Source organism: Methanocella sp. MCL-LM, assembly GCF_049676595.1.
Lineage (GTDB): Archaea > Halobacteriota > Methanocellia > Methanocellales > Methanocellaceae > Methanocella_A.
In genome coordinates this window covers 2,994,697-3,017,380 of the sequence record NZ_CP187259.1, presented here as the reverse complement: position 1 = coordinate 3,017,380, position 22,684 = coordinate 2,994,697, and the positions used below count along the sequence as shown (strand labels likewise).

Here is a 22,684-nt window from a genome sequence, read left to right as displayed (position 1 = left end):
AGACCATTAATTCTTGGAGCAGTAGTTCGCCGTTTTCCTGACGCCGGGCATTTCCCGCTTTTCACTGGATGACGCTGTCGATGTTGTCCAGGATTTCCCAGTCGTCGTCTTCGCCGGAGCCGTAGGCGGAGACGGTGAAGGGCACGACGGGGTTGACGTCGGCAATGTCGATGAGGGTGAGGTACTTTTTCTTCGAGAGCTTCGCTTTTTCGTCTGCGGTCAGCTGTAGTTTATCGTTGTGGCCTCCTATGAGGGTCTCGCTTTCGTCCGGGGTCAGCTTCGGAGAGTCGTAGACATCGCTGACCATCGCGGTGGCTTTAACTCTGTTGGTGCCGTTGCCGGTGGCGAAAAAGAGCATGTCGCCCGCGCTCACTTTGCCGTAGGGGGCTCTCTTGCCCAGCGAACCTCTGACGATCGCCCGGCGCTCCCCTGCGAGTAGTTCCTTCAGCTCTGCGGATGACCTGGTGACAAATACGATGTGATCCATACGTTTTCTCCTGCTGGCGAGACTCAGATAGTCTCAAGATATAATAGCCTGATGGTATAAGCGGGCCGAAAGTAAGCTGGAATCGCATGCTATTGCAAGAGCATAAGTGGCAAGAGGCGACAGCCCGGGCGAGGGCCGTCACCTCCTGAAACCATTTTCACAGTATGTTTCCCGCAATTACGATGGCTTCACGTTCAGATACCTATTTACTTTTACAGTCAGATTTCCCAACATGGCGCGGTTCCTCATTGTATGCCACAGTACGACGGGCAATACCAGAGCACTGGCTGAGGCAATCATGGAGGGGGCCCAGTCGCTGCATGTCGACGCACAGCTCATGGACGCCTTCGACGTGAAGCCCGGGGACATTATGGCCGCGGACGCCATCGGCTTCGGCGTTCCTACCTTTAACTATCACCCGGCCAAGCCTGTCACCCACCTGATCGACAGCCTCTGCAATAGGGACTGTAATGGCAAAATCGCAGTCGTGTTCGGGTCCTACGGCTGGAGCGGCCAGGGCCCTGTGATTGTGGCGGAAAAGTTGCGGGCGCTGGGTTTCAAAGTACTGGATCCGGTGATCCGGGTGAAGTACCAGCCCTCGGAGAACGAGCTCGACGGGTGTAAACTACTGGGCAGAGACGTCGCTGCGATGCTCAAGCACATCAGGCGAACTGTCGACGTCAATGCCTGACCAATAGTCACTTTTGCCCGTGCGGGCGCTGTCCGTCAGGGCTTTCCCCCGTGCGGACAGGCATACAGGCACATGCCGCAGACTGCCGGCTTGCCCTCAGCTTCCATGGCTTTGAAGTATGCCTCGCACTTCCGGGCATCGTATCGGGCTTCCCGTGGCTCGTCCTCCCTGAAATTCCTGCCAGTGAAGGCCTGGATCGGGCACGCATCGACGCATTCTGTACAGTCCCCGCACTGCACTTCCAGCGGCTCTCCAGTTTGCAGCGGGGCATCCGTCAGCACGGTGACAAAGCGCGCTCTCGGGCCGGCTTCAGGTGTCACCAGTAAACAGCTCTTGCCTATCCACCCCAGGCCTGCGAGATGGGCGGCCAGCTTGTGGGAAAAGACGGCGCAGATCCGCTCGTCATCCGCTCTCGCCGATGCGGGTACTGGATATGCCCGGTATCCGGCGCGCTGTAACTCTCCGGCGAGCTTCGATGCCACCTGGTTGAGCCGGTCGTTGATGACGTCGTAGCAGTGAGTCCGGTAGCTGACGACCACTGCCCTGTTATCCCTGTCGGGCAGCTGGTCCACTATCTCGTCGAACAGCCTGATGCCCAGAGAAACGGCCCGGGGGTACCCTGCTATCATGGGCCTGCCCTGCCTTGTGATCTCAGCTCTGGCCAGGGCCAGGTCTGCTACCCCAAAGAAGTCTACGCCTTCCTGCCGGACAATCTGCCTGATCTGATCTTCGAGAGCTACTGACTGCATAGATCACAGTAGCTCTATAATACAATGAATATTTTCATGGGCAGGGCCGCGGTCATGGCTGGCAGATGAAACCTGCGCCCGGGTAGAGGTCATCTCCTCTGCGGCTACTGGCCAGTTGTCGCTCCTCCCGGGGCTGCCAGCGTGCTCTGCGCCCGCGCGATCACATCCTCGGAAGGAACGCCTCCTGCGTTGACCTTATCCCTGTACGCGTACGACAGCCAGCCTCCCGGCAGCTTGTTAGCGTCCATGAACTCCATGTTGTAGGGCTGGAGGTTCACCTGCGTCTCCAGAATGTTGTTCACGTAGTCCTTGTTGGGCTCGAAGACGATCAGCGAGTCTATCGAGTCCTGCTTGAGCACGTCCATAACGTCTCTGCCTTCGACCTTTTCCAGCAGCTGCGCACACATGTTGAAGTGGGTGATCTCGTCTGCGCAGAAGCGCTCCCAGATCTTCTTAATGCGCGAATCAGTCTCTGTCTGGGCGCAAGAGTAGTAATTGTACGCCTCGTTGAGTTGCAGTAAAGTCAGCTTCTCCAGGAACGTCACGTCCGGATCGCCTACCAGCTCGTACTGGGAAACGTGCTGCTCCTCGATCTCGGCGATCTCGGCGTACAGCTTTCTCGCCAGGTCGTCGCCGTACATGTAACCGTGAGACCTGTAGAACAGCATGGTCTGCTGCTCTGCGGAGACGATGGTAGCCTGGTTCATCTTCGATTTGAGGCTGGCAGTATCTTTGTCAAAGTGCTTTCGCATCTCGTCGACGGGATGCCGGTGTTCGACGACTGTGGGCCTGCCAGGCTTTATCTCGGTCTTGTTCTGGGTGATCATCGTGGGGTCCTTGCCCTCCAGCAGCGTCATCATGTTGCTGTACCGGTAGAGGTGGTCGAAGTCCTCCAGCAGCGCGAAGTCCAGTACCTGCTTAAAGTACGGATCAGGCTCGTTCTTGGCCAGGTTAGAGGTGAGGTCGACAGCTACCTGCTCATAGCTGACCGTTGTCTCGAGGACAGACGCGTTCGCGGGGTTCAGCCAGTTGATGGTCTCCTGGTGCTGGGAGTCAGCCCGTCTGATGATGGCCATCTGCTTCTTAACTTCATCATCCCTGATCAGGCGAGCCATTGCATGGGACGAGATCACTGAATTGTTTTCGATGCCGTTCATCAGGATAACGCGAGTCTTGGTATAGGCATCTGCGGTTTCCTTATCGTAGGGTTCCTGGATCATCTCGTTCCAGCTCATGAACTGGTCGTCGATCGGCGTGCCTTTCATATCCAGAGGTTTGAATTTTACCATGATAGTCCTCCACAAGCGTGTAGCCGCTCCGGCTGCTACACGTATCATTCATCGATGCTGTCAGGTAAAATGAAGATCAGTGGTTTTGCCGGAGAGTTTCTTTGACAGCCGTGATTCGGCTGTCCGCGTTTGTGCGGCATAAGATATGTAGTCCCGTCGAGCGTACAGTATTAGCGGAAGGCTGTTCATGGAGACCTTCGATCTGATTGTCATAGGCTCAGGCGCAGGTGATCTGGTCGTCAACTACGCGATAGATGACGGCTATAAAGTGGCGCTGGCAGACCAGGGACCGACTGGGGGCACCTGCCTGAACACGGGCTGCATCCCCTCCAAGATGCTGATCTATCCGGCCGATGTCATCCGGGCGACTCAGGAGGCAGGCAGTATCGGCCTCACGGCGACGATAAAGCCGGACTTTGCCCACATTATGGAGCGCATGCGGACCTTCGTGGACCGGGAGCGCCGGGGGATGGAAGAGGGCCTTCGCCGGACCAAAAACCTGACCTTTATCCAGGAAGTCGCAGAGTTCACCGGTCCCGGCACTCTCCGGGCGGGAAACCGCGAGCTGACCGCTCCGAAGATCGTGATAGCTACCGGGGCCCGGGCTCTGATACCGCCCATACCCGGCTTGAAAGAAGCCGGCTACCTCGATAACGTCTCGCTCCTGCAGCTGAGGGAACTGCCAAAAAGCCTCATCATCATAGGGGGAGGCTACATAGGCTGCGAGTTCGGCCACTTCTTCTCTGCCATGGGCACCGAGGTGACCATAATCAATCGTCCTCCGGTGCTCTTAAACGATGAAGACCCTGAAGTGAGCGAGACTGTTACCAGAGTCCTCTCAAAATATGTGCAGGTTCAGGCCGGCTACGAGGCTGAGATGGTCTCGAAAGAGGGCGGAAAGAAGGTTGTCCATGCAAAAAGCAAGAAAGATGGTACCACTACTTCTTTCTCTGCTGATGAGCTTCTGGTCGCTCTGGGCCGGCGGTCGAACGCCGATCTCCTGAAGCCCGAGAAAGCCGGTATAGAGGTCGATCGCAAGGGCTGGATCAAAGTAAACCAGTACCTGGAGACTAACGTCCCCGGCGTCTGGGCCATAGGAGACGTGCTCGGCAAGTACATGTTCAGGCACACTGCCAACTATCACGCCGAGGTCGTATACAACAACCTGTTTAAAGACGATAAGGTCGAGGTGGACGAGCATGCGGTACCTCACGCGGTCTTCACCCACCCGCAGGTAGGCCACGTCGGGATGACTGAGGCGGATGCAAAAGCGGCAGGTATCAAAGTCCTGGTCGGCCGGGCGAAGTACTACCAGACGGCCAAAGGCATAGCGATGCACAACCACGACGGCTTTGTCAAGCTGGTGGTCGCATCGGACACTAAAAAAATTCTGGGCTGCTCGGTCGTCGGCCCGGACGCAGCCGTACTGGTGCAGCAGGTAGCCTACATGATGAACTGCGGGAACCAGGACCTGGGCCCGCTGTACACCACCCAGGTCATCCATCCTGCCATTAGTGAGGTCGTCATGCGGGCTTTCGGGAACCTCGAGCCCGCCTGACAGCGAGTGCTTATTTCTTCTCGTAGACGATGAACTTCAGCGTCTTCCAGGCCTTGGTGATGATGTCGATCAGAATACCCACGATCGCCAGGACGAGCAGAATATACAGGCCAGTTTTTCCCAGCTCGGGCAGGTCGGGGTTGAACGGGAACACCTGGAGGATCCAGTAGAACAGGACCAGGCTCACCATGCTCACCGCCGTTTCGCACAGCGAGGCCACCCACTTGCCTACCGGCAGCAGATACAGCAGGTTAGCAATAATCATGCCAGCTCCCAAAGCCAGGAAGAAGGGCACGAAAACGGCGAACTTCTCCGTGAACAGCGGCCGCCAGGTTCCGGCATTCACCTCAAGCATGATGGGTATGTCTCTCCAGAACAAGTAGAGCACTGCCATCCAGGCGAGAGTCACGATCGCAAATATCGCTATCCGCCAGACCGAAGTCGATTCTTTGATGGAGCGCTTTATCCTTTGCAGGCGGTCGTCCTCAGACTTCTTAGCCCTGGAATCGACGATGTATATGATAGCCAGAATCAGCGATATGACTACTATGGCCAGTATCATGGCACCGACCACTGTGCCAATCGTCGAGACTATCGAAGCTTTCGGCAGCCCTGCGGCATCCGGCACAACCATCTCGAAGACCATCGCGGTGAGCGCGAAAGCCAGCGTCAGGCAGGCCAGCGAGATTATTGCCTTTAACATTTCCGATTTCTGCATTACTTACTCCCCCTTGTGAACCTTTGACACCCGGTAAAAGTATCAAATAGATGGTATTAGCCATTGCTTTGCTATAAACCTCTCGGCGGCCTTTCGGGCTGATTCGGAAATCCTGTGCTCCTGTCGCCGGCGTGCCGGCGGAAAAGTAGGGATTAGACCCTATTACGTGGATAATATTTCGATAAAGCCTATCAGGACTACGACTGACCTGATCTCACGTATTTACTGCTGGCCGATCGGCAGACATCAATTGAGGTTATGTTATGGCTACAGAATCAGAAGGCAAACATGGGGTGCAGGGTAAATCTGAATCGTTCTGGACAGCGAGCACGCCTGACCCAGGCTATCCTGCTTTATCGGGCGATCTAAAAGTAGACGTCGCCGTACTCGGCGGAGGCATCACCGGCATTACCAGCGCGCTGAAGCTGAAGAAAGCCGGCCTCAAGGTGGCTCTGGTGGAGGGGAGGAGGATCTTGCACGGCGCCACAGGCTATACCACTGCTCACGTCTCGTCCGCCCAGGCTCTGCAATTCGGCGAGCTGATCGGTTTGTTCGGAGAGCAGAAGGCTCGCATGATTGCCGACTCGCAGCAGGCATCAGTGGAAGAGATCGCCCGGACAGCCAGGGAGTACGGGATCGACTGCGACCTGGCCCGTCCCGCTGAGTACGTATACGCGGCGGACGAAGGAGACCTCAAGGACCTGAACGCTGAGTTCGAAGCGAACAAGCGCCTCGGCTTACCTGTCTCATACGTAGATAAGGCCCCTCTGCCTTTCGAAAACTACGGGGCGATCAGATATGATAACCAGCTGAGATTCCACCCGCGAAAGTACCTGCTGCCGCTGGCGCAGGCAATCAACGGCGACGGGAGCTACGTATTCGAGAACACTATGGCTACGGACATCGACGACGGCGAGACCTGCAAGGTCAAAACCTACCAGGGCACTATCACTGCAAACCACGTCATAGTCGCCACCCAGGTCCCTTTCACCATGAAGGACCTGCTGGTCACCCGGATGAAAGCCTATCGCTCCTACGTGCTAGGCGTCCGGGTCGAGGGCGACGTATCCCCGGACATGTTTTACAGCACTGAGGAACCGTGCCACTACATCAGGACCACTCCTGCGGACGGCGGCAATCTGGTCATCATCGGAGGCGAGGACCACCAGACCGGCAAAGTGACTGATACGATCCAGAAATATCGCACGCTGGAGCAGTACGCCCGGGAACGGTACAGGATCACATCAATAGACTACAGCTGGTCGACCGAGGACTATTACACCTTCGACGGGGTGCCTTTCATCGGCAGGATGCCCAACATGAAGCACTGCTACATCGGCACCGGATACAAAGGCACTGGCATGACTTATGGCACGGTTGCCGCGATGATCAATGCTGACCTGATCCTGAATGGCTCCAGCCCCTGGGAAGAAGCCTACAATCCCCACCGGGTCAAGCTCACGAAGGAAGCTGGCGAGATGCTCGCCGCTCAGGGCTTCATCATGAAGCACTTTGTCGGAGAACGCCTGAAAGGCCCCGAACCGCTGGCCAAAATCCCTGCCGGAGGGGCAGGTTTCTCCGAGTACAAGGGGCATAAAGCCAACGTCTACAAAGAAGCCTCAGGCGATGTACATGCCGTAACCCCCCAGTGCACCCACATGGGCTGCTACACCGAGTGGAACAACGGGGAGAGAACCTGGGAATGCCCCTGCCATGGCTCCTGGTTCGGCTACGACGGCAGCGTCCTCCACGGCCCGACAGTCAAGCCCCTGAAGCGGCTGGACGAGAAGGAACAGAAGGGCGGCCAGACCCTGGAGACTAAACACTAAAAAGGCTTAAGTACTGCATGCGGGCAGGTTGGCGCCGTGATCAGGACCACAGATCAGGCCAGGCTTGCCTTTTTTACTTAGAAGTCAAGGGTGTAGCTGAGCCAGCTTCCGCCCTTCCAGCTCCGCCTTTGCCTCGATGAGGTCCCCGATCAATATCGCGGCGGGATAAAGTATCTGGTCTTCCATCTGTAAAAACCTGATAAAGCCGCGGGCCAGCCCGTGATATTCCCTCTTATCTTCCCTCAGGGCGACGTCTGCCAGCTTCTCGAGGGCCCTGGTAATGTTTTCCGTTTCCCGCCTCATATGCGGAAGCTCTCTTTTAAGACGGGCGGTCATATTGTTGATCTTCTCGACCTCTGCGGTAAGCTTCTCGTCTGCGATGCTCGCCAGGTACTTGAGCGGAGGCAGAGCATAAGCGTTGTCTTTGTCGTAATGGTGTTGTAAAAGGTGAAAGGCATCTTTCGCCGCCAGGCCGACGTTGCCGGGCACGTTCATGGCATCCTTCAAACTCTGGTACAGGCTTTCGTACTCTTCGCTCACGCTCGCGGGAATTCTCGGCTTCATACTTGCCTGATTCGCCATTAATTTGATGAAGTTCACCGCACGTAAAAACGGCTCCGGAGAATATAGTCATTCTTGAAACATATTATACGGCCCGGCAGGGAACTGGACCTGCCGGGCCGTATAAAAAGTTTCACAAAGGACTGTAATCCCGTCCGCAGGCCGGGCTATCGCCTGAGAATACTAACTAGTCCCATTGCTTTACTCAGTCGTCGGGGAATAACGTACTACGGCTCCACAAGCTTGCGGGCCAGGTTATAACACGCTTCCGCCGCGGACGTGTCCCCAATATCTTCCAGCGCGAGGCCTTTGTTATACCAGGCCTGAGCGTGGACCGGATCGTGCTCGATCACATGGTCAAAGCTGCGGACGGCTTCCCGGGCCTGCCCCGCCAGCAGCAGCGACACTCCTTTGTTATACCAGGCTTCCGTCATCGCATGGTCCATCTTCAGAGCGCAGTCAAAGCACTCTGCAGACTCCTTGAACAGCTCCGGGTCTTCGGTCTCCCTGGCCTTTTCCTGCAGCGCCAGGCCCTTAGAGAACCAGCCGTCTGCATAAAGCGGGTCGATACTGACCGCGTAAGTAAAACACAGGATAGCTCCATCCAGGTCGCCCGCTTCCCGGTGGATCACACCTTTTTCCTCCCACAACTCCTTGTGCTCCGGATCGATGGTCAGCGCCTGATCGAAACACTCCACGGCCGCATTCAGGTCGCCTCTCCTTTTCATCGCAAGGCCGCGGCCGTACCAGCTGTAAACATGGTCCGGGTCGATTTCCAGGATCTGATCAAAACAGCTAATGGCTTCTTCGATATGGCCGTCGCCGGCAAGTTCCAGGCCTCTGTCGTACAGGCGACTAACTTCTGTTTCCGCGCTTTCCTGCATGCTCTATTCCCGGGGAGTACTATCGCGTGTATAGTCATTCTTGAAACATATTGTACGGTCCGGCAGGCCCCGGCATAGCCGGGGACGAGGCCTGCCGGACCGTAAAAAATGTTTCACAAAGGACTATCATTGTAATTCTGGATATAAATACCTCTGTGGGTCGGTGAGGTGCCGAGAGGTCGGAGAGGAGGTCAGGGAGTTCCCGGGAGTATGGGAGGACTTTCAAGCTGGGAGGTCGGGGAGGTAGGGAGGTCTGAGAGTAGATGGTAGAGTACCCGGACGCAGGGGAGGATTCTCCTATAAGTTAGTTATCCTCTCTGACCTTTCCATTCTCTCTATCCTCCTCTCTGACCTCTGACCCTCTCTAACCTCCCAGCTTGAAAATCCTCCCTGCCTCCCAGTACCTCCCTGACCTACCATTTTTCATTCAGGTGTATCGCAAGCCTCTCTCCCTCAAAGGGTAGACTAAGTTATATATGCCCCTTATGCATTTCTATGCTGGGTGAACTTGTGAAGATACAGGTGAAGACCAAGACTTCCATTGACGGTGAGACATACGACGACTACAGCAGCAAGCTGGAGATCCCGAACTCCTCCGACTTCGAGATGTACGTGGACAACGGCGGGCTCGTGATCTGCGCCCTGAACGAGGTCAGCGACGGCAACGGCAAGAAGCGGGACATCTCTGTCGAGCTCGTCTTCGACCGGGAGCTCAGCCGCAAGATTGCTGAAGCCTGCAAGGACCTGCCGAAGCTGCCGAAGTAAGGCACTATTGTTTTTTATCCTTTCTGTCCCCGCTTTATCGGCAATCCTGCTAGCTATTCTGACGATCACTTCGATAATATTTTTAATTATACTGATCGTACCATTCATGGAACACGGTAGTGAGCCGCTTGACGAGTAAACCTGTATCTGTCATAAGTACCACCGATCCGGTGAACGGGCCGAAAAAGGCGCTGGAGATGATCAACGCCGGCGACATCCTGGACCGGTACCAGCGCATACTAATCAAGCCTAACTATGTCAACAACAGCGACCCCTCCACGGGGGTGACCACCGATCCCAGGGTCGTCCGGGGCATCGTGGAGTACCTGCTGGAGCACGGGTGGACCAGCTCGGAATTCGCAGTCGGTGAAGGCGGGATGGCCAGCTTCGACACCATGGAGACGTTCCGCAAAGTCGGGCTCGCAGACGAGCTGAAAGGCTATGGAGTGAAGTTGATCGACCTGAACTCAGAGCCCCACGTCGAGGTGAAGATAGAGGGAGGCCGATCGCTAAAATCCATCAAGGTCGCCCGATCCTTCACAGAATATGACTGCATCCTGTCAGTACCCAAGCTCAAGGTGCACTGCTGGTCGCTCTCGACGCTGTCCATGAAAAACATGATGGGCGGCATCCTCCCGAAAGGCATCATGCACGACGACCTCGCCCAGAAGATCGTGGACCTCAACCGGGCTTTCGGGCCCGAGCTCACGGTCATCGACGGCATCCTCGGCTGCCAGCGGCACGAGCTCGCCTGCGATCCGATCGCTTCTAACGTCATCATCGCCGGGGAGGATTACGTGGCAACAGATGCCGTCGGTTCTTTCCTCATGGGCCTCTGCCCGGACGACGTGCCCTACCTAGCGCTCGCGAAAAAGGCAGGCCTGGGTGAGAATGACATGGATAAGATAGACTATCTCGGAGAGACGATCAGTCTGCTACGGAAACATTATAAGATGTGATGATCAGAGCCTTCGGCTCTGGCTTAAAAAGGTCGCAGGAAGATCGGCAGGTAGTCAGGCCTAACCGAAGAACCCATACTATGCCGTGGCATAGTTTTATTAACCGCCAGTTACAGTAGGCATAAGACATCAAGAGTTTAAGGTGTAAGAATGGAAGCAGCATACTATTACGAGAGCAAGAGCAAGCCAGAAGTTGAAAAGCTCCTCGAGGACGAGTTCTTCAAGAGGCTCGGCCCCACCGACCGGGAAGCAAAGCTGCTGGGCAACAAGAGGGAAAGCGGTTTCTATCTATACGTCAAGGCGGCATCCGCAGACAAGTTCGAAGAGGCCGTTAAGAAGATCGCCGAGTCCGGGATCGAGCTGGTGAAGCTCACCGGTGAAGAGGAACAGATGGTCTTCGACGCCATTCGCCGCGAAGAGGACGAGGCCGCCGAAGGCATGGGCGCCATCTTTGGTTAAAAAGATTTTCAGTCCTTAGTACGCCTAAGGTACCCAGTGCGTATTATAACAAAGGAAGCGTTGAGGGGCTTTGCCCCCCAGCGCCAATGACCAGTGCACCCATCTGCTTTTAAGGCAATACTTGCTACTACTTCATATGCTCTGAAGTATATGCGCAAGTGAATACTTATTTAGCGCATTATGGATAACCCTGTGGAGACTACCATGAAAATCGGTAAGATCGCTGCTATTTACTCTATTCTCCTCGGCATCGCCATGCTCGGCATGTGGACGGTATTCCTGGCGACCGGCCAGGTGCCCGAAATACAGATCAAATTCTACGAGATCGCTCTGCATATCGCAGGTGAAGTCGCCACTGCCCTCGCCCTGATCGTAGGGGGCTACGGGTTGCTTACAGCCAAAAAGTGGGGCTTCCAGGCCTACATGTTCTCGATGGGCATGCTGCTGTACACACTCATAGTGAGCCCGGGGTACTATATCCAGCGGGGAGAGGTGGTCATGACAGGGATGTTTGCCGTTTTTTTCGTTCTTGCCTTAGTATTTATCGTCCTGAGCTTCGCCCGAAAGGGCGACTACCAGCCTGAAAATTAGTCGTTCGGCGCACTAAGGCCGGACACTTACTTTTCGGATTGCCACTACAGGATGAACTCAGCGACGGTCTGCCCCTCAAAGCCGGTCTTTGCCAGGACTCTTCTCACCCTGCCTGTTAAGCTGGCCAGCCTCAACGTGACGCCCCTTTCGGAGAGCCTCCGACGGTCACTCCGGCGAAGTCGGGGCAAGCGATAAATATGTTATAAATTATATAAATAATACGATTTAATGTTACGATGACCCCGGTACGGAGCCTGAATGCGTCGATCTGGGGAGCCGTTGTCACGTGATCAGCGCAGGTACTGGTAATCATGGCAGACACAATTCTGATAATCCTACAGGCCAGTGCAGTAGCCAGCATCTTCACCTACATGTTTTCCAGAGGATTGAGTGTGCGCCCGGGTGATCTGAGGTATCTGGAGAAGCGGCCGGGACTGCTGCTCAGGTCTCTACTATCGATCGACGTCTTCGTACCGCTGATAGCGATGATGGTAATCGTCCTCATGGTGCCGGCCAGGGCCACTGCAATCGGGCTGTTGATTCTGGCATCGTCGCCGGCCGCTCCCCTCGTACTGAGAAAAATAGCGAAGGCAGGGGGCAGCAAGGAGTATGCGGTGAGCCTTCACATCTTGCTGGCAGCGCTCGCAATTGTAACGACACCTGCTACGTTAGCCCTTTTATCAGAAGCTGCAAGCCTCCGGCTGGGAATCAGCTCGCTGGCAGTGGCAGAACAGTTGGGCCTCTCCATCCTTGTCCCGATCATGGCCGGCATGACCCTCAGGTGGCTGTTCCCGGCTCTGGCTCAGCGTATAAGCGGGCCACTGGAAGCCCTGTCAAACGTTGTCCTGGCCCTGGTGATCTTAATCGTCCTGCTGTCAATGTATCCCCTGCTGTTAGCGCTGGATATCCGGTCATATCTCGCCATTACTTTGATGATCTCCGGAGCAGTCCTGGCAGGACACTTGATGGCCGCCGGGAGTCCCGAAGAGCAGACGACCCTGGCCCTGGAAAGCTCCTCCCGGAACGTGGGGCTCGCTTTGGTGATAGCCTCTACATATGCTCCTCTTGAGAACGCCTTGCCTATCCTGGTACCTTATCTGGTCATCTCTACTTTCTTAGGCTTGATCTATATCAGGTATCAAAAAAGACGCATGGTATAACAGGAAGTCCTGCGGCCGATCATATCGGCCCGATATTATACAGCAGGTTGATCAGCGCGAGGACGCCGATCAGCGAAATGAGCACCGCCGCGAGCAGCGCTGCCGACAGGGGAAACTTCACCTTCATCTCCCGGCTCAGCCACCGCTGGTACAGCAGGTATTCGACTATGGCCATCGCCAGGAGGAAGGTGCCCAGCCCGACCAGCGCGAGCCCGAGGTTGCGAGGCCCGTGCAGAGGTAGCTGACCGGAGATGAGGTCCGACTGGCGCAGGTACATGAAAAACTTGTAGATAGTGAAGCCGAAACTGATCATGGAAACTGAGGTCCGGATCCAGGCCATCAGTGTCCGGTCCGCGGCGAGCCGGGTGCGCTGGTAGCCGAGATCGGGCAGCTTACCTTCGGCCGGACTCACTGGCTTCCTCCACCTCCCGCTCTTCCTCTTTCATCTCCCGCTGCAGGAAAAAGTTTAGGAAAGTCCGGATCGCCGCCACCACGGCGAGGATGCCGAGGTCTGTCCAGTTCGGCTCCGCAGCGGTCTTGACGATGTCCGCAGCCAGCTGAAACTCGAGGCCTAAGACCAGGTACCTCGAAAAGGCCAGGCGGGCCTTATTATAGTGCAGCAGGTCTGGCTGGCGGACGGTTTGCAGCACTTTGTAAACGGCTACGGCGATGCCGGCCGCAATGATCAGGACGCTGACAAGGTTGGCGATAAGCTCAATCCAGCCTGCCAGGTTGATCACGTAGGGTGCTAATTCTATCATGTGTCCGCCCGCTTGAACACACGGTTCCAGTCCCCTTTCATGCTAACCACGGTCCACTCCCGGGATTTTCAGGCGCCATTCCCCGGATAAGTCACGTCGCCACTAATCTCTTCCGGGGCTCTAATCGATGGCTGGGCCGCATAGCGGCGGCACCCTCTAGCGCCTCAGTCACCGCCTGGCTTCTTCAGCTGTTCGCTTGCCTGCTCGATCGTGAAGCTCGCCGCTTTCTGCCTTGGCGGGAAGGCTTTGAAGGTTTGCATGAACTTCTGCGCTTCCTGCTGCGCGGGCACCAGCGCGAACGCATGGTCGAAGATCCAGTCCCAGTAAGTGTTCGAGGTCGTGTCGGCGAACTCGAAAGGATCGGTGCGCAGGTTGTAGATCTTCGGCAGCCTCAGCTTAGTGAATGGCTCGGCCCACACCTGCAAGGTGCCCCGGCTCCGCTGCTCCAGGAACACGAACTTCCAGTTATCGTAGCGCATGGCCAGCAGGTCCCCGTCGTCGGAGAAGTAGAAGTACTCGACGCGCGGGCCCTTCTTCTCCTTGCCTGACAGGTATGGCAGCAGGTTGTAGCCGTCGAGATGAACCTTGAACGTCTTCTTGCCCGCTTTATGCCCCTTCAGTAGCTTTTTCTTGATATCTGGCTCGCCAGCGGCCGCCAGTAACGTGGGTAGCCAGTCCAGGTGGCTGACGATTTCGTTCGAGACGGAACCGGGCTTGATCACTGCGGGCCAGCGCACCAGCAGCGGCACCCGGAAGGCGCCCTCCCAGTTGGTGTTCTTCTCACTCCTGAAAGGAGTCGTGCCGGCGTCCGGCCAGGAGTTCCGGTGGGGCCCATTGTCGGTGCTGTACATGACAATGGTGTTATCGGCGATGCCGAGGTCATCGAGCAGCTTCAGCATCTCGCCCACGCACCAGTCATGATAGATCATGACGTCGTGGTACTCCGACTGCCACCGCCCGGCCTTGCCCTTATACGAGGGCTTCTCGTGGGTCCGGAAGTGCATGTGCGTGGTGTTAAACCACACGAAGAACGGCACGCCTGCCTTGTGTTGCTTCTTCATAAAGGCCTGGGCTGCCTCCATGAATTCCTCGTCCACCGTCTCCATCCTCTTTCGAGTGAGCGGGCCGGTGTCCTCGATCTTCTGGCCGCCATCCGGCTTCGCCCAGCAGTGCAGTACGCCCCGCGGGCCGAAGTTCTTCCGGAAGTCGGGGAAGTCCTTCTCAGTGGGATAATCCCGCAGCTCCGGCTCCTCTTCGGCGTTCAGGTGATATAAATTGCCGTAGAACTCGTCGAACCCGTGCATGGTGGGCAGGAACTCGTCCCGGTCGCCGAAGTGGTTCTTGCCGAACTGGCCGGTGGCGTAGCCCTGCGGCTTCAGCAATTCCGCAATGGTAGGATCCTCGGCCTGCAGGCCAAGCTTTGCGCCAGGCAAGCCCACTTTGCTCAGCCCGGAGCGGTATACGCTCTGGCCGGTGATGAACGCAGCCCTGCCCGCCGTGCAACTCTGCTCGCCGTAGCTGTCGGTGAACACCATGCCTTCATGGCCTATCCTGTCGATATTCGGTGTCCTGTAGCCCATCAGCCCTTGCGAGTAGATGCTGAGGTTAGTGATACCGATGTCGTCGCCCCAGATAATTAGTATGTTCGGCTTATCCGCTTTCTTTGCCATTCTCAATCTCCCCTACTGCAGAGATTAATGAGTGCTGACTTCTTGATTCCGGGGCAAGATTTTCATGATATCCCCGGCAGGCCGCCCCCGATGTAGCAGCTCTGCCATGATCTGCATTGGCCGCTCGGTGTGCCGGTAAAAGGCTTTCAGCCCCGGGCAGAGCCAGTTGAGGCCGGGCTCGCCTGATGGCGTCAGCGATACCCGGTTTTTAGGGCACTCGCCGTGGCAGGTGAAAAGGTACCGACACTGCTTACAGTATTGTGGCAGCGTGTCCGACTTGGCCTGCCCAAAGCGCTGCTGCTTATCCGATCCCACCAGGTCGGCCAGCGGCGCCTCCATGATGTTTCCCAGCAGATGTGCCGGCTCCACGAAGTGGTCGCACGAGTAGACGTCGCCGTTGTGCTCGAGGGCTACGCCGTCGCCGCATCTCGGGCGCAGGACGCACAGGGACGACGAGCCTCGCAGGTAGGACATCAACACTCCGTCGAAGAAGAGGACAAACATCTTCCCCACGTCCCTGCTGACCCATTCGTCGAAGATCTCGATCAGGAAACGGCCATACTGCTCTGGCAGAACAGAGCGGTTCGTTACCTGGCCGCTGGAAGCATCGACCTCCACGATCGGGATGAACTGCAGGAAAGGCGTCTTCAGCTCGTCCCGGAAAAAGCGGTAAACTTCCAGCGGGTGCCGGCTGTTCGCCGAGTTCACCGTGCACAGAATGTTGAACTCAACCCGGTGCTTCTGCATGAGCTTCGCAGCGCGCACTACTCTGTCGAAGACTGTTCCTCCGGCTTTATCGTGTCGGTAGACGTCATGCAGGTGCCGGGGACCGTCCACGCTAAGCCCGACCAAAAACTTGTTTTCGCGCAGAAACCGGCACCATCTGGCGTCTAGCAGGACGCCGTTCGTCTGCAGGGTATTCTCGATGCGCATGCCAGACCGGGCATATTTCTTTTCCAAGTCTACGGCCCTGCGGAAGAAGTCCAGCCCCATGAGCGTCGGCTCGCCGCCCTGCCAGGCGATGGTCACCTGCGGCACCCGGTGTGCCTCGATGGTCTGGCGGATGTAAGCCTCCAGCACCTCGTCGGACATCCGGAAGTTACTGCCGGGGTATAGTTGGTCCTTCTTCAGGAAAAAGCAGTAGTCACAGCTCAGGTTGCACCGGGCACCGGTCGGCTTGGCCATGACATGAAAGGCTGGCAGGGGAGCCATTCGTCTCATACCTCTGACCTTGTGATATAGGTCCGCGATCAGATGTATGCTGAATCGGCCGCTATAGCTGAAATCCTGCTGCCGGGTAATAGCGAAATATTCTCTCTTTTGGAACTTACCCTGCGGAGTCCCTCACTCTCCCCGGCGCGATGCGGCAATGACATAAGCCTCGCGCTTTTCGGGCCTGATCACCCTGACGACGTCCAGCCCTCTACTCTCCACCAGCGTTAAAAACGGCTCGATGTCGCTGATCTTATCGAGCTTCAGCACCTGCAAGACCCTGCCTCCCCTGTGGAGCAAAGGCAGGAAGCGGGCCATGATCTCAATAGACATCGCCGGTTCCACCGTCATATCATTCAGGATTACGTCGAACTCTCCGAGTTGAGAAAGATCGATGGTGAAGGCATCCCCGAAGATCACTTGCACGTTCGGGTACTCTTCCACGACTGCCTCCAGCGGCTCCCTGAACTCCTCGCTGAACTCTATACCTAATATCTCGCCTGCAAAACCCGAGGCGTACATCAGAAAGCCGCCTGCGCTGGAGCCGATGTCGAGAACCCGGTCACCCGGATGTAGTATGTCCGACTGCTCCTGGATGCCTTTTAGCTTGAAGTACCCTTCCGGCCGGTCCTCTTCGGCTATCTCGATCACGGCGCCGGGCTTCACCTGCTTCGACGGCTTGGTGACTACCTCGCTGTTCATCTTCACCAGGCCCCTGTGAATGTATCGCTTCGCCCGGCTGCGGGATGCGATCAAGCCTTCTTCAACGAGATATTCGTCCAGCCTCATAGTCTCCCGTCCCTCGGCATTGTCTTATGGATGTTCCACGCATCTGCGGCATCCTTAAGCGTTTTTCCATCGTTTGCCGCCAGGTATTCCCGCACGAACCGGTTGTACTCGCAGGCCAGAGAGATCCGCATTTCGCCCTTACCTCTTTTCTTCTCCTCCCGCTCGGCGTACCACTCGTGGACCGCGTCACGATAAGTCTTACCGGGATTTTCTCTGCAGAACTTCATGAAGCGGATGGTGAAGTGGAACTGGGGGCCGATAACCGACTCGAAAAACGCCCGGGCCTCCTGGCTGCTGGTGTAATTCGGCGGGATCGGGGTATCCAGGCTCAACGGCTGAAGCCCTTCGTTTCTGCTCCGGGCACCGGATCGGCTGACCCGCTTAACCGGCTTCCGCTTCTCCACTACGCCGGTCTCCAGGTACTTTTCAACCCGGCTCACGACGTCTGCCTTGGGGCCGGTAAGGCTGATGCCTTTTTGCCTGCAGAATGGCCCCAGCTCGTCTTTTCGCCAGTAAAAGCGCCTGAAGTCTTCGACACTAAGCCCTTCCTGAAGTGCCGGCCTGGAATCTTGCATCAGTCTGTCTGAATATGTTGCCGGAAGATAAAAGTTATCGTACTGCCGGCCGAAAGTATCCCTTACGGGCGATCGTTGGGCTGGTAATCCCCTGCTAACATAAGCGTGTGGCAGTTCATCTACTCCGGCGGTTTACTTTCAGCGTGGTAGTCGAAAAAATCCCCTACTTTGTTGCACGTATGCGTGGATAACGTTTATATGACGCACATATATGCCATGTCAGTGATTTTTCAGCACTCCTGTCGACAATTGTCGAATAATTTTCGAAAAAGCTTATGGCGGCCGATTTTGGAGCTCCGGGGACGAATAAATATATATGTGATGTGGGAGTATAGTTGGAGAGTTAGAAGTCCGTATAAAATGAGCTTATATTAGTTCATTTCAGGGTCTGATTCAGACCCGAAAATCACTAATGCACTCATAAAAACTTTTTCCAAAAACTAACGTGAGGAATAGCTGACAATGTCAAACGAAGTCCCGGCACAAACTTACGATGCTTCGAGCATCCAGGTTTTAGAAGGTCTGGAGGCGGTCAGAAAAAGGCCCAGCATGTACATAGGCTCTACTGACTACCGAGGCCTCCATCATCTGGTCTACGAAGTCGTCGACAACAGCATCGACGAGGCGCTGGCCGGATATTGCGATACCATCGACGTTACCATCAACCCTAACGGCAGCGTCACCGTAATAGACAACGGCAGGGGTATCCCCGTCGAAATGCACGAGAAGTACAAGAAACCAGCCCTCGAGATCGTCATGACCATCCTCCACGCGGGCGGCAAGTTCGATAACCGGACCTACAAGGTGTCCGGCGGTCTGCACGGCGTGGGCGTTTCCGTAGTGAACGCGCTTTCGGAGTACGTGGAAGTGGAGGTAAGGCGCAACGGCAAAGTCTACTTCCAGCGGTACGAGAAAGGCAAGCCTGTCTGCGAAGTCAAAGTCATAGGCGATTCAGAGCACACCGGTACGAAGACCACCTTCAAGCCCGACAAGTCGATTTTTGAGACTCTGGAATTCCAGTTCGACATACTGGCAAACCGGCTGAGGGAACTCGCCTACCTGAACAAGGGCATCAAGATCACCTTATCCGACGTCGGCGCCCAGAAGAGCGCCGAATACCACTACGAAGGCGGCATCAACCAGTTCATCGAATATCTTAACCAGGACAAGACGGTGCTGCACGCGAAGCCCATCTACTTCGAGCGGGAAAAGGACACCACGAAAGTGGAAATTTCCATGCAGTACAACGATGGCTACAGCGAGGTCATCCTGGCGTTCGCCAACAACATCAATACTCACGAAGGCGGCACCCACCTGAGCGGCTTCCGGGCAGCGCTGACCCGGACGGTCAACGACTACGCCAAGAAGAACAACATGCTCAAGGGCGACATGGTGCTCTCCGGCGAAGACATCCGGGAAGGCTTAACTGCCATCATCAGCGTCAAGCTGACCAACCCGCAGTTCGAAGGCCAGACAAAGACCAAGCTGGGCAACAGCGACGTCAAGGGCATCGTCGAAACCCTCGTGGCCGACGGGCTGAACGACTACCTGGAAGAGAACCCGGCAGACGCCCGCAAGATCATCGAGAAGACCGTACAGGCCTTCCAGGCCAGAGAAGCCGCCCGCAAGGCCAGGGAACTGACTCGCAGAAAGTCTGCTTTAGAGGGCAGCACCCTCCCGGGCAAGCTGGCCGACTGCTCCGAGAAAGATGCGAGCAAGTGCGAGCTCTACATCGTAGAAGGAGACTCTGCAGGCGGCTCTGCAAAGCAGGGCAGGAACAGGTTGTTCCAGGCTATCTTACCGCTGAGAGGTAAAATCCTGAACGTCGAGAAGGCGAGGCTCAACAAGATCCTCGAGAGCGCTGAAATCAGGGCTCTAATCACCGCGCTGGGTACCGGTGTGGGCGAGGAGTTCGTGATAGACAAGGCTCGCTACCACAAGATTATCCTGATGACCGATGCAGACGTGGACGGCGCGCACATCCGCACGCTGCTCCTCACGTTCTTCTACCGGTACATGCAGCAGCTGGTCGAGGCAGGCTACGTCTACATCGCCCAGCCGCCTCTTTACCGGATTAAGAAGGGCAAGGACGAGAAGTACGTCTACAGCGACAAGGAGCTGAATGCAGCTCTCGAGGCGATGGGTCGGGCAAATACTGGCATCCAGCGCTACAAGGGTCTCGGTGAGATGAATCCCGAGCAGCTGTGGTCTACGACCATGGACCCGTCTACGAGGACGATGTACCAGGTTAAGCTGGAAGACGTCATCGAGGCAGACCATACCTTCACCCTCCTCATGGGCGACAAAGTCGAGCCGAGGAGAGACTTCATCGTGAAGAACGCAAAGTTCGTCAAGAACCTGGATGTGTGATCTGAATGGCAGACGAAAAACAACCCCAGCAGCAAACTCAAGAAACTTTACTGCCCGTCCGGATCGACGAGGAGATGAAGCGCTCATACATTGATTACGCGATGAGTGTCATAGTGGGCAGGGCGCTGCCCGACGTCCGGGACGGCCTCAAGCCGGTGCACCGCCGTTGTCTCTTTGGCATGTACGAACTGGGCAATACCCACGACAAGCCGTACAAGAAGTCGGCGAGAGTAGTGGGCGACGTCATGGGTAAGTACCATCCCCACGGCGACGCGGCTATCTACGATACCATCGTCAGGATGGCCCAGGACTTTTCCCTGCGCTATACGCTGGTCGACGGCCAGGGCAACTTCGGCAGCATCGACGGTGACTCCGCAGCAGCTATGCGTTACACCGAAATCCGGCTGGAGCGGATCGCGGAGGAGATCCTCGCCGACATCGACAAGGAAACCGTGGACTTCAGCCCCAACTTCGATGAAACGCTGAAAGAGCCGGTCGTACTGCCGGCCAAGCTGCCCAACCTGCTGATCAACGGCTCGTCGGGTATCGCAGTAGGTATGGCGACCAACATCCCGCCGCACAACCTCGGCGAGATCGTGGACGGTACCATCGCGGTAATCGACAACCCTGAAATCGAACCCATCGACCTGCTCAACTACGTCAAGGGCCCTGATTTCCCCACCGCAGGCTTCATCTACGGCAGGGAAGGCATCAAGGAAGCTTACCTGACGGGCAGGGGCAGCATCAGGATGCGGGCAAAGGCCGAGATCGTGGACGATAACGGCAAGATGGCCATCATCGTCACCGAGATCCCCTACATGGTGAACAAGGCCAGGCTCATCGAAAGCATCGCCGATCTGGTGAAAGACAAGAAGATCGAAGGCATCTCCGACCTGAGAGATGAGTCGGACAGGGACGGCATGCGCATCGTCATCGAGCTCAAGAAGGCCGCCAACGCCAACGTCGTCCTGAACCAGCTCTTCAAGCACACCCAGATGGAGTCGACCTTCGGCGTGAACAACCTCTCGCTGGTCGACAACACCCCTATGACTTTAAGCTTGAAGGACACGATCGGCTACTTCGTCAAGCACAGGCAGGAAGTCGTAACGAGGAGGAGTCAGTTCGAGCTGAAGAAGGCCCAGGCCAGAGAGCACATCCTGGCCGGGTTACTGATCGCACTGACCAACATCGACGACTTCGTGCGGATCATACGGGGCTCGGCCAACGCAGACGACGCGAAGGCCACGCTCATGGAGAAGTATAGCCTGTCTGATGAGCAGTCCAAAGCTATTCTGGATATGAGGCTGGCCAGGCTGACCGCGCTGGAACGGCAGAAGATCGACGACGAGCGGGCAGAGCTCCTGAAGGAGATCACCCACCTGACTGAAGTGTTGGCCAGCCCGCAGATGGTGCTGGACATCATCAAGGCCGAACTGCTGGACATGAAGGCCAGGTACGGCGACGCCCGCAGGACCCAGATCGTGGACTCCGCAGGCGAGATCGTAGACGAGGATCTCATCCCCGTCGAAAACGTGGTCGTCACCATCTCCAACACCGGCTACATCAAGAGGATGCCGGTCGACACCTACAGGACACAGCGTCGGGGCGGCGTCGGCATCGTGGGCATGGAAACCAAGGAAGAGGACTTCGTCGTCGACCTGTTCGTAGCGTCGACCCACGATAATATCCTGTTCTTCTCGAACAAGGGTAAAGTCTACTCGCTCAAAGTCTACGAGATTCCGCCGGCAGCCAGCCGACAAACAAGAGGCAAGGCGATCATCAACCTGATCAACATCGAGCCCGGGGAGGCCATCAACGCCATGATCCCGATCAAGGTGTTCGACGACCAGCACTTCCTGGTCATGTGCACCCGGGAAGGCACGATCAAGAAGACCTCGCTGTCCGCGTTCCAGAACATCCGCTCCACCGGCATCATCGCCATCGGCCTGTCCGAAGGCGACGAGCTGATCTCGGTCAAGCCTACCAACGGCACCCAGGAAGTCCTGATCGCGACGAGGAACGGCAAGTGCAACCGGTTCTCCGAAGAAGAGGTCCGGAACATGGGCCGGCCGGCGCAGGGCGTCATCGGCATCCGCCTGTCTGACGGCGACAAAGTCATCGGCATGGAGATCGTCAACCCCGAGCAGTCGGTCCTGACGATATGCGAGAACGGCTTCGGCAAGCGGACTCCCATCGCAGACTACACACCCCACCACCGGGGCGGCCAGGGCATGATCAACATCAAGACCACCCTCCGCAACGGCGGCGTCGTAACGGTGATCGGCGTTGTAGCGGACGATCAGATCGTCATCGCCAGCAAGGAAGGCATGATGACCCGGATGAACGTCACAGATATTCCAGAGATAGGCCGGAATACACAGGGCGTACGGGTCATGAAAATGAAGACCGAGGACGCTGTAGTCGCAGTTGCCCGGCTCGTCTCCGAGAAGAAAGAAGACGAGATATGAGTTGATCGCCACCCTGTGGCGATCCCTTTTTTATCAAGTAATCTGATGCTAAGACTCATCCTTTTCTATCTCCTGTCAGAGAAAGTATATCGCCCCCGGGCTGAGACTATCTATTACAGTCCGGTTGTACCTCCTCTTC

Annotated in this window: 22 protein-coding genes; 10 read left to right on the top strand and 12 right to left on the bottom strand. The window is 56.4% G+C overall.

Going from position 1 to position 22,684, the window contains the following annotated elements; all coding sequences use genetic code 11:
* Positions 1-61: 61 nt before the first annotated feature.
* Positions 62-487, bottom strand: coding sequence for a hypothetical protein (locus ACPLPM_RS15395; RefSeq protein WP_424357655.1), 426 nt, complete (start codon positions 485-487; stop codon positions 62-64).
* A 232-nt stretch (positions 488-719) separates the two neighbouring features.
* On the opposite strand from ACPLPM_RS15395, the gene ACPLPM_RS15390 reads away from it, so the two are divergent.
* Entirely contained in the window at positions 720-1,178 is a 459-nt protein-coding gene (locus tag ACPLPM_RS15390) for a flavodoxin domain-containing protein (protein ID WP_424357654.1), read from the top strand.
* Between the two features lie 35 nt (positions 1,179-1,213).
* Here the strand turns inward: ACPLPM_RS15390 and ACPLPM_RS15385 are convergent, their stop codons facing one another.
* Both ACPLPM_RS15385 and ACPLPM_RS15380 read right to left on the bottom strand, forming a co-directional pair.
* Entirely contained in the window at positions 1,214-1,927 is a 714-nt protein-coding gene (locus ACPLPM_RS15385) for a 4Fe-4S double cluster binding domain-containing protein (protein ID WP_424357653.1), read from the bottom strand.
* A gap of 104 nt (positions 1,928-2,031) precedes the next feature.
* Positions 2,032-3,216, bottom strand: coding sequence for a hypothetical protein (locus tag ACPLPM_RS15380; RefSeq protein WP_424357652.1), 1,185 nt, complete (start codon positions 3,214-3,216; stop codon positions 2,032-2,034).
* 187 nt (positions 3,217-3,403) lie between these two features.
* Here ACPLPM_RS15380 and ACPLPM_RS15375 point away from each other — a divergent pair, with 187 nt between their 5' ends.
* On the top strand, positions 3,404-4,774 hold the full coding sequence (locus ACPLPM_RS15375; protein WP_424357651.1) for a dihydrolipoyl dehydrogenase: 1,371 nt from the start codon (positions 3,404-3,406) through the stop codon (positions 4,772-4,774).
* A gap of 10 nt (positions 4,775-4,784) precedes the next feature.
* Here the strand turns inward: ACPLPM_RS15375 and ACPLPM_RS15370 are convergent, their stop codons facing one another.
* Positions 4,785-5,492 carry a hypothetical protein gene (locus ACPLPM_RS15370; protein WP_424357650.1) on the bottom strand — a complete coding sequence of 236 codons (708 nt, stop codon included), beginning with the start codon at positions 5,490-5,492 and terminating at the stop codon, positions 4,785-4,787.
* 263 nt (positions 5,493-5,755) lie between these two features.
* Between ACPLPM_RS15370 and ACPLPM_RS15365 the strand changes: the two genes are divergently transcribed.
* Positions 5,756-7,321 (top strand): FAD-dependent oxidoreductase, encoded by a 1,566-nt coding sequence (locus ACPLPM_RS15365; protein ID WP_424357649.1) that lies wholly within the window; start codon positions 5,756-5,758, stop codon positions 7,319-7,321.
* A gap of 84 nt (positions 7,322-7,405) precedes the next feature.
* Here the strand turns inward: ACPLPM_RS15365 and ACPLPM_RS15360 are convergent, their stop codons facing one another.
* Both ACPLPM_RS15360 and ACPLPM_RS15355 read right to left on the bottom strand, forming a co-directional pair.
* Positions 7,406-7,885, bottom strand: a complete 480-nt coding sequence (locus ACPLPM_RS15360) for a hypothetical protein (protein WP_424357648.1) — start codon at positions 7,883-7,885, stop codon at positions 7,406-7,408.
* 224 nt (positions 7,886-8,109) lie between these two features.
* Positions 8,110-8,766 carry a tetratricopeptide repeat protein gene (locus tag ACPLPM_RS15355; RefSeq protein ID WP_424357647.1) on the bottom strand — a complete coding sequence of 219 codons (657 nt, stop codon included), beginning with the start codon at positions 8,764-8,766 and terminating at the stop codon, positions 8,110-8,112.
* Positions 8,767-9,261: 495 nt separating this feature from the next.
* On the opposite strand from ACPLPM_RS15355, the gene ACPLPM_RS15350 reads away from it, so the two are divergent.
* From ACPLPM_RS15350 to ACPLPM_RS15330, 5 genes are all read left to right on the top strand, one after another.
* A complete protein-coding gene (locus ACPLPM_RS15350) occupies positions 9,262-9,531 on the top strand; it encodes a hypothetical protein (protein ID WP_424357646.1) in 270 nt (89 codons plus the stop codon).
* A gap of 170 nt (positions 9,532-9,701) precedes the next feature.
* Positions 9,702-10,490 carry a DUF362 domain-containing protein gene (locus ACPLPM_RS15345; protein WP_424357645.1) on the top strand — a complete coding sequence of 263 codons (789 nt, stop codon included), beginning with the start codon at positions 9,702-9,704 and terminating at the stop codon, positions 10,488-10,490.
* A gap of 150 nt (positions 10,491-10,640) precedes the next feature.
* Entirely contained in the window at positions 10,641-10,949 is a 309-nt protein-coding gene (locus ACPLPM_RS15340) for a hypothetical protein (protein WP_424357644.1), read from the top strand.
* A gap of 204 nt (positions 10,950-11,153) precedes the next feature.
* Complete coding sequence (locus tag ACPLPM_RS15335) at positions 11,154-11,540, top strand: hypothetical protein (protein ID WP_424357643.1); 387 nt, start codon at positions 11,154-11,156, stop codon at positions 11,538-11,540.
* Between the two features lie 311 nt (positions 11,541-11,851).
* Entirely contained in the window at positions 11,852-12,700 is an 849-nt protein-coding gene (locus tag ACPLPM_RS15330) for a bile acid:sodium symporter family protein (protein WP_424357642.1), read from the top strand.
* Positions 12,701-12,719: 19 nt separating this feature from the next.
* On the opposite strand, the gene ACPLPM_RS15325 is transcribed toward ACPLPM_RS15330, so the two are convergent.
* The 6 genes from ACPLPM_RS15325 to ACPLPM_RS15300 form a co-directional block, all read right to left on the bottom strand.
* Positions 12,720-13,112 (bottom strand): YidH family protein, encoded by a 393-nt coding sequence (locus tag ACPLPM_RS15325; protein ID WP_424357641.1) that lies wholly within the window; start codon positions 13,110-13,112, stop codon positions 12,720-12,722.
* Positions 13,093-13,461: a DUF1622 domain-containing protein gene (locus ACPLPM_RS15320; protein ID WP_424357640.1), complete on the bottom strand. Its 369-nt coding sequence runs from the start codon at positions 13,459-13,461 to the stop codon at positions 13,093-13,095. The genes ACPLPM_RS15325 and ACPLPM_RS15320 overlap by 20 nt, the downstream gene beginning before the upstream one ends.
* A 164-nt stretch (positions 13,462-13,625) precedes the next feature.
* Positions 13,626-15,131, bottom strand: coding sequence for an arylsulfatase (locus tag ACPLPM_RS15315; RefSeq protein ID WP_424357639.1), 1,506 nt, complete (start codon positions 15,129-15,131; stop codon positions 13,626-13,628).
* Between the two features lie 24 nt (positions 15,132-15,155).
* Positions 15,156-16,352 (bottom strand): anaerobic sulfatase maturase, encoded by a 1,197-nt coding sequence (locus ACPLPM_RS15310; RefSeq protein WP_424357638.1) that lies wholly within the window; start codon positions 16,350-16,352, stop codon positions 15,156-15,158.
* Positions 16,353-16,475: 123 nt separating this feature from the next.
* Positions 16,476-17,132 (bottom strand): S4 domain-containing protein, encoded by a 657-nt coding sequence (locus ACPLPM_RS15305; protein ID WP_424357637.1) that lies wholly within the window; start codon positions 17,130-17,132, stop codon positions 16,476-16,478.
* Positions 17,129-17,707, bottom strand: coding sequence for a DUF6434 domain-containing protein (locus ACPLPM_RS15300; protein WP_424357636.1), 579 nt, complete (start codon positions 17,705-17,707; stop codon positions 17,129-17,131). The genes ACPLPM_RS15305 and ACPLPM_RS15300 overlap by 4 nt, the downstream gene beginning before the upstream one ends.
* A gap of 462 nt (positions 17,708-18,169) precedes the next feature.
* Between ACPLPM_RS15300 and gyrB the strand changes: the two genes are divergently transcribed.
* Both gyrB and gyrA read left to right on the top strand, forming a co-directional pair.
* On the top strand, positions 18,170-20,077 hold the full coding sequence (gyrB, locus tag ACPLPM_RS15295) for a DNA topoisomerase (ATP-hydrolyzing) subunit B (RefSeq protein ID WP_424357635.1): 1,908 nt from the start codon (positions 18,170-18,172) through the stop codon (positions 20,075-20,077).
* Positions 20,078-20,082: 5 nt separating this feature from the next.
* Complete coding sequence (gene gyrA / locus ACPLPM_RS15290; RefSeq protein ID WP_424357634.1) at positions 20,083-22,545, top strand: DNA gyrase subunit A; 2,463 nt, start codon at positions 20,083-20,085, stop codon at positions 22,543-22,545.
* Positions 22,546-22,684 lie beyond the last annotated feature (139 nt).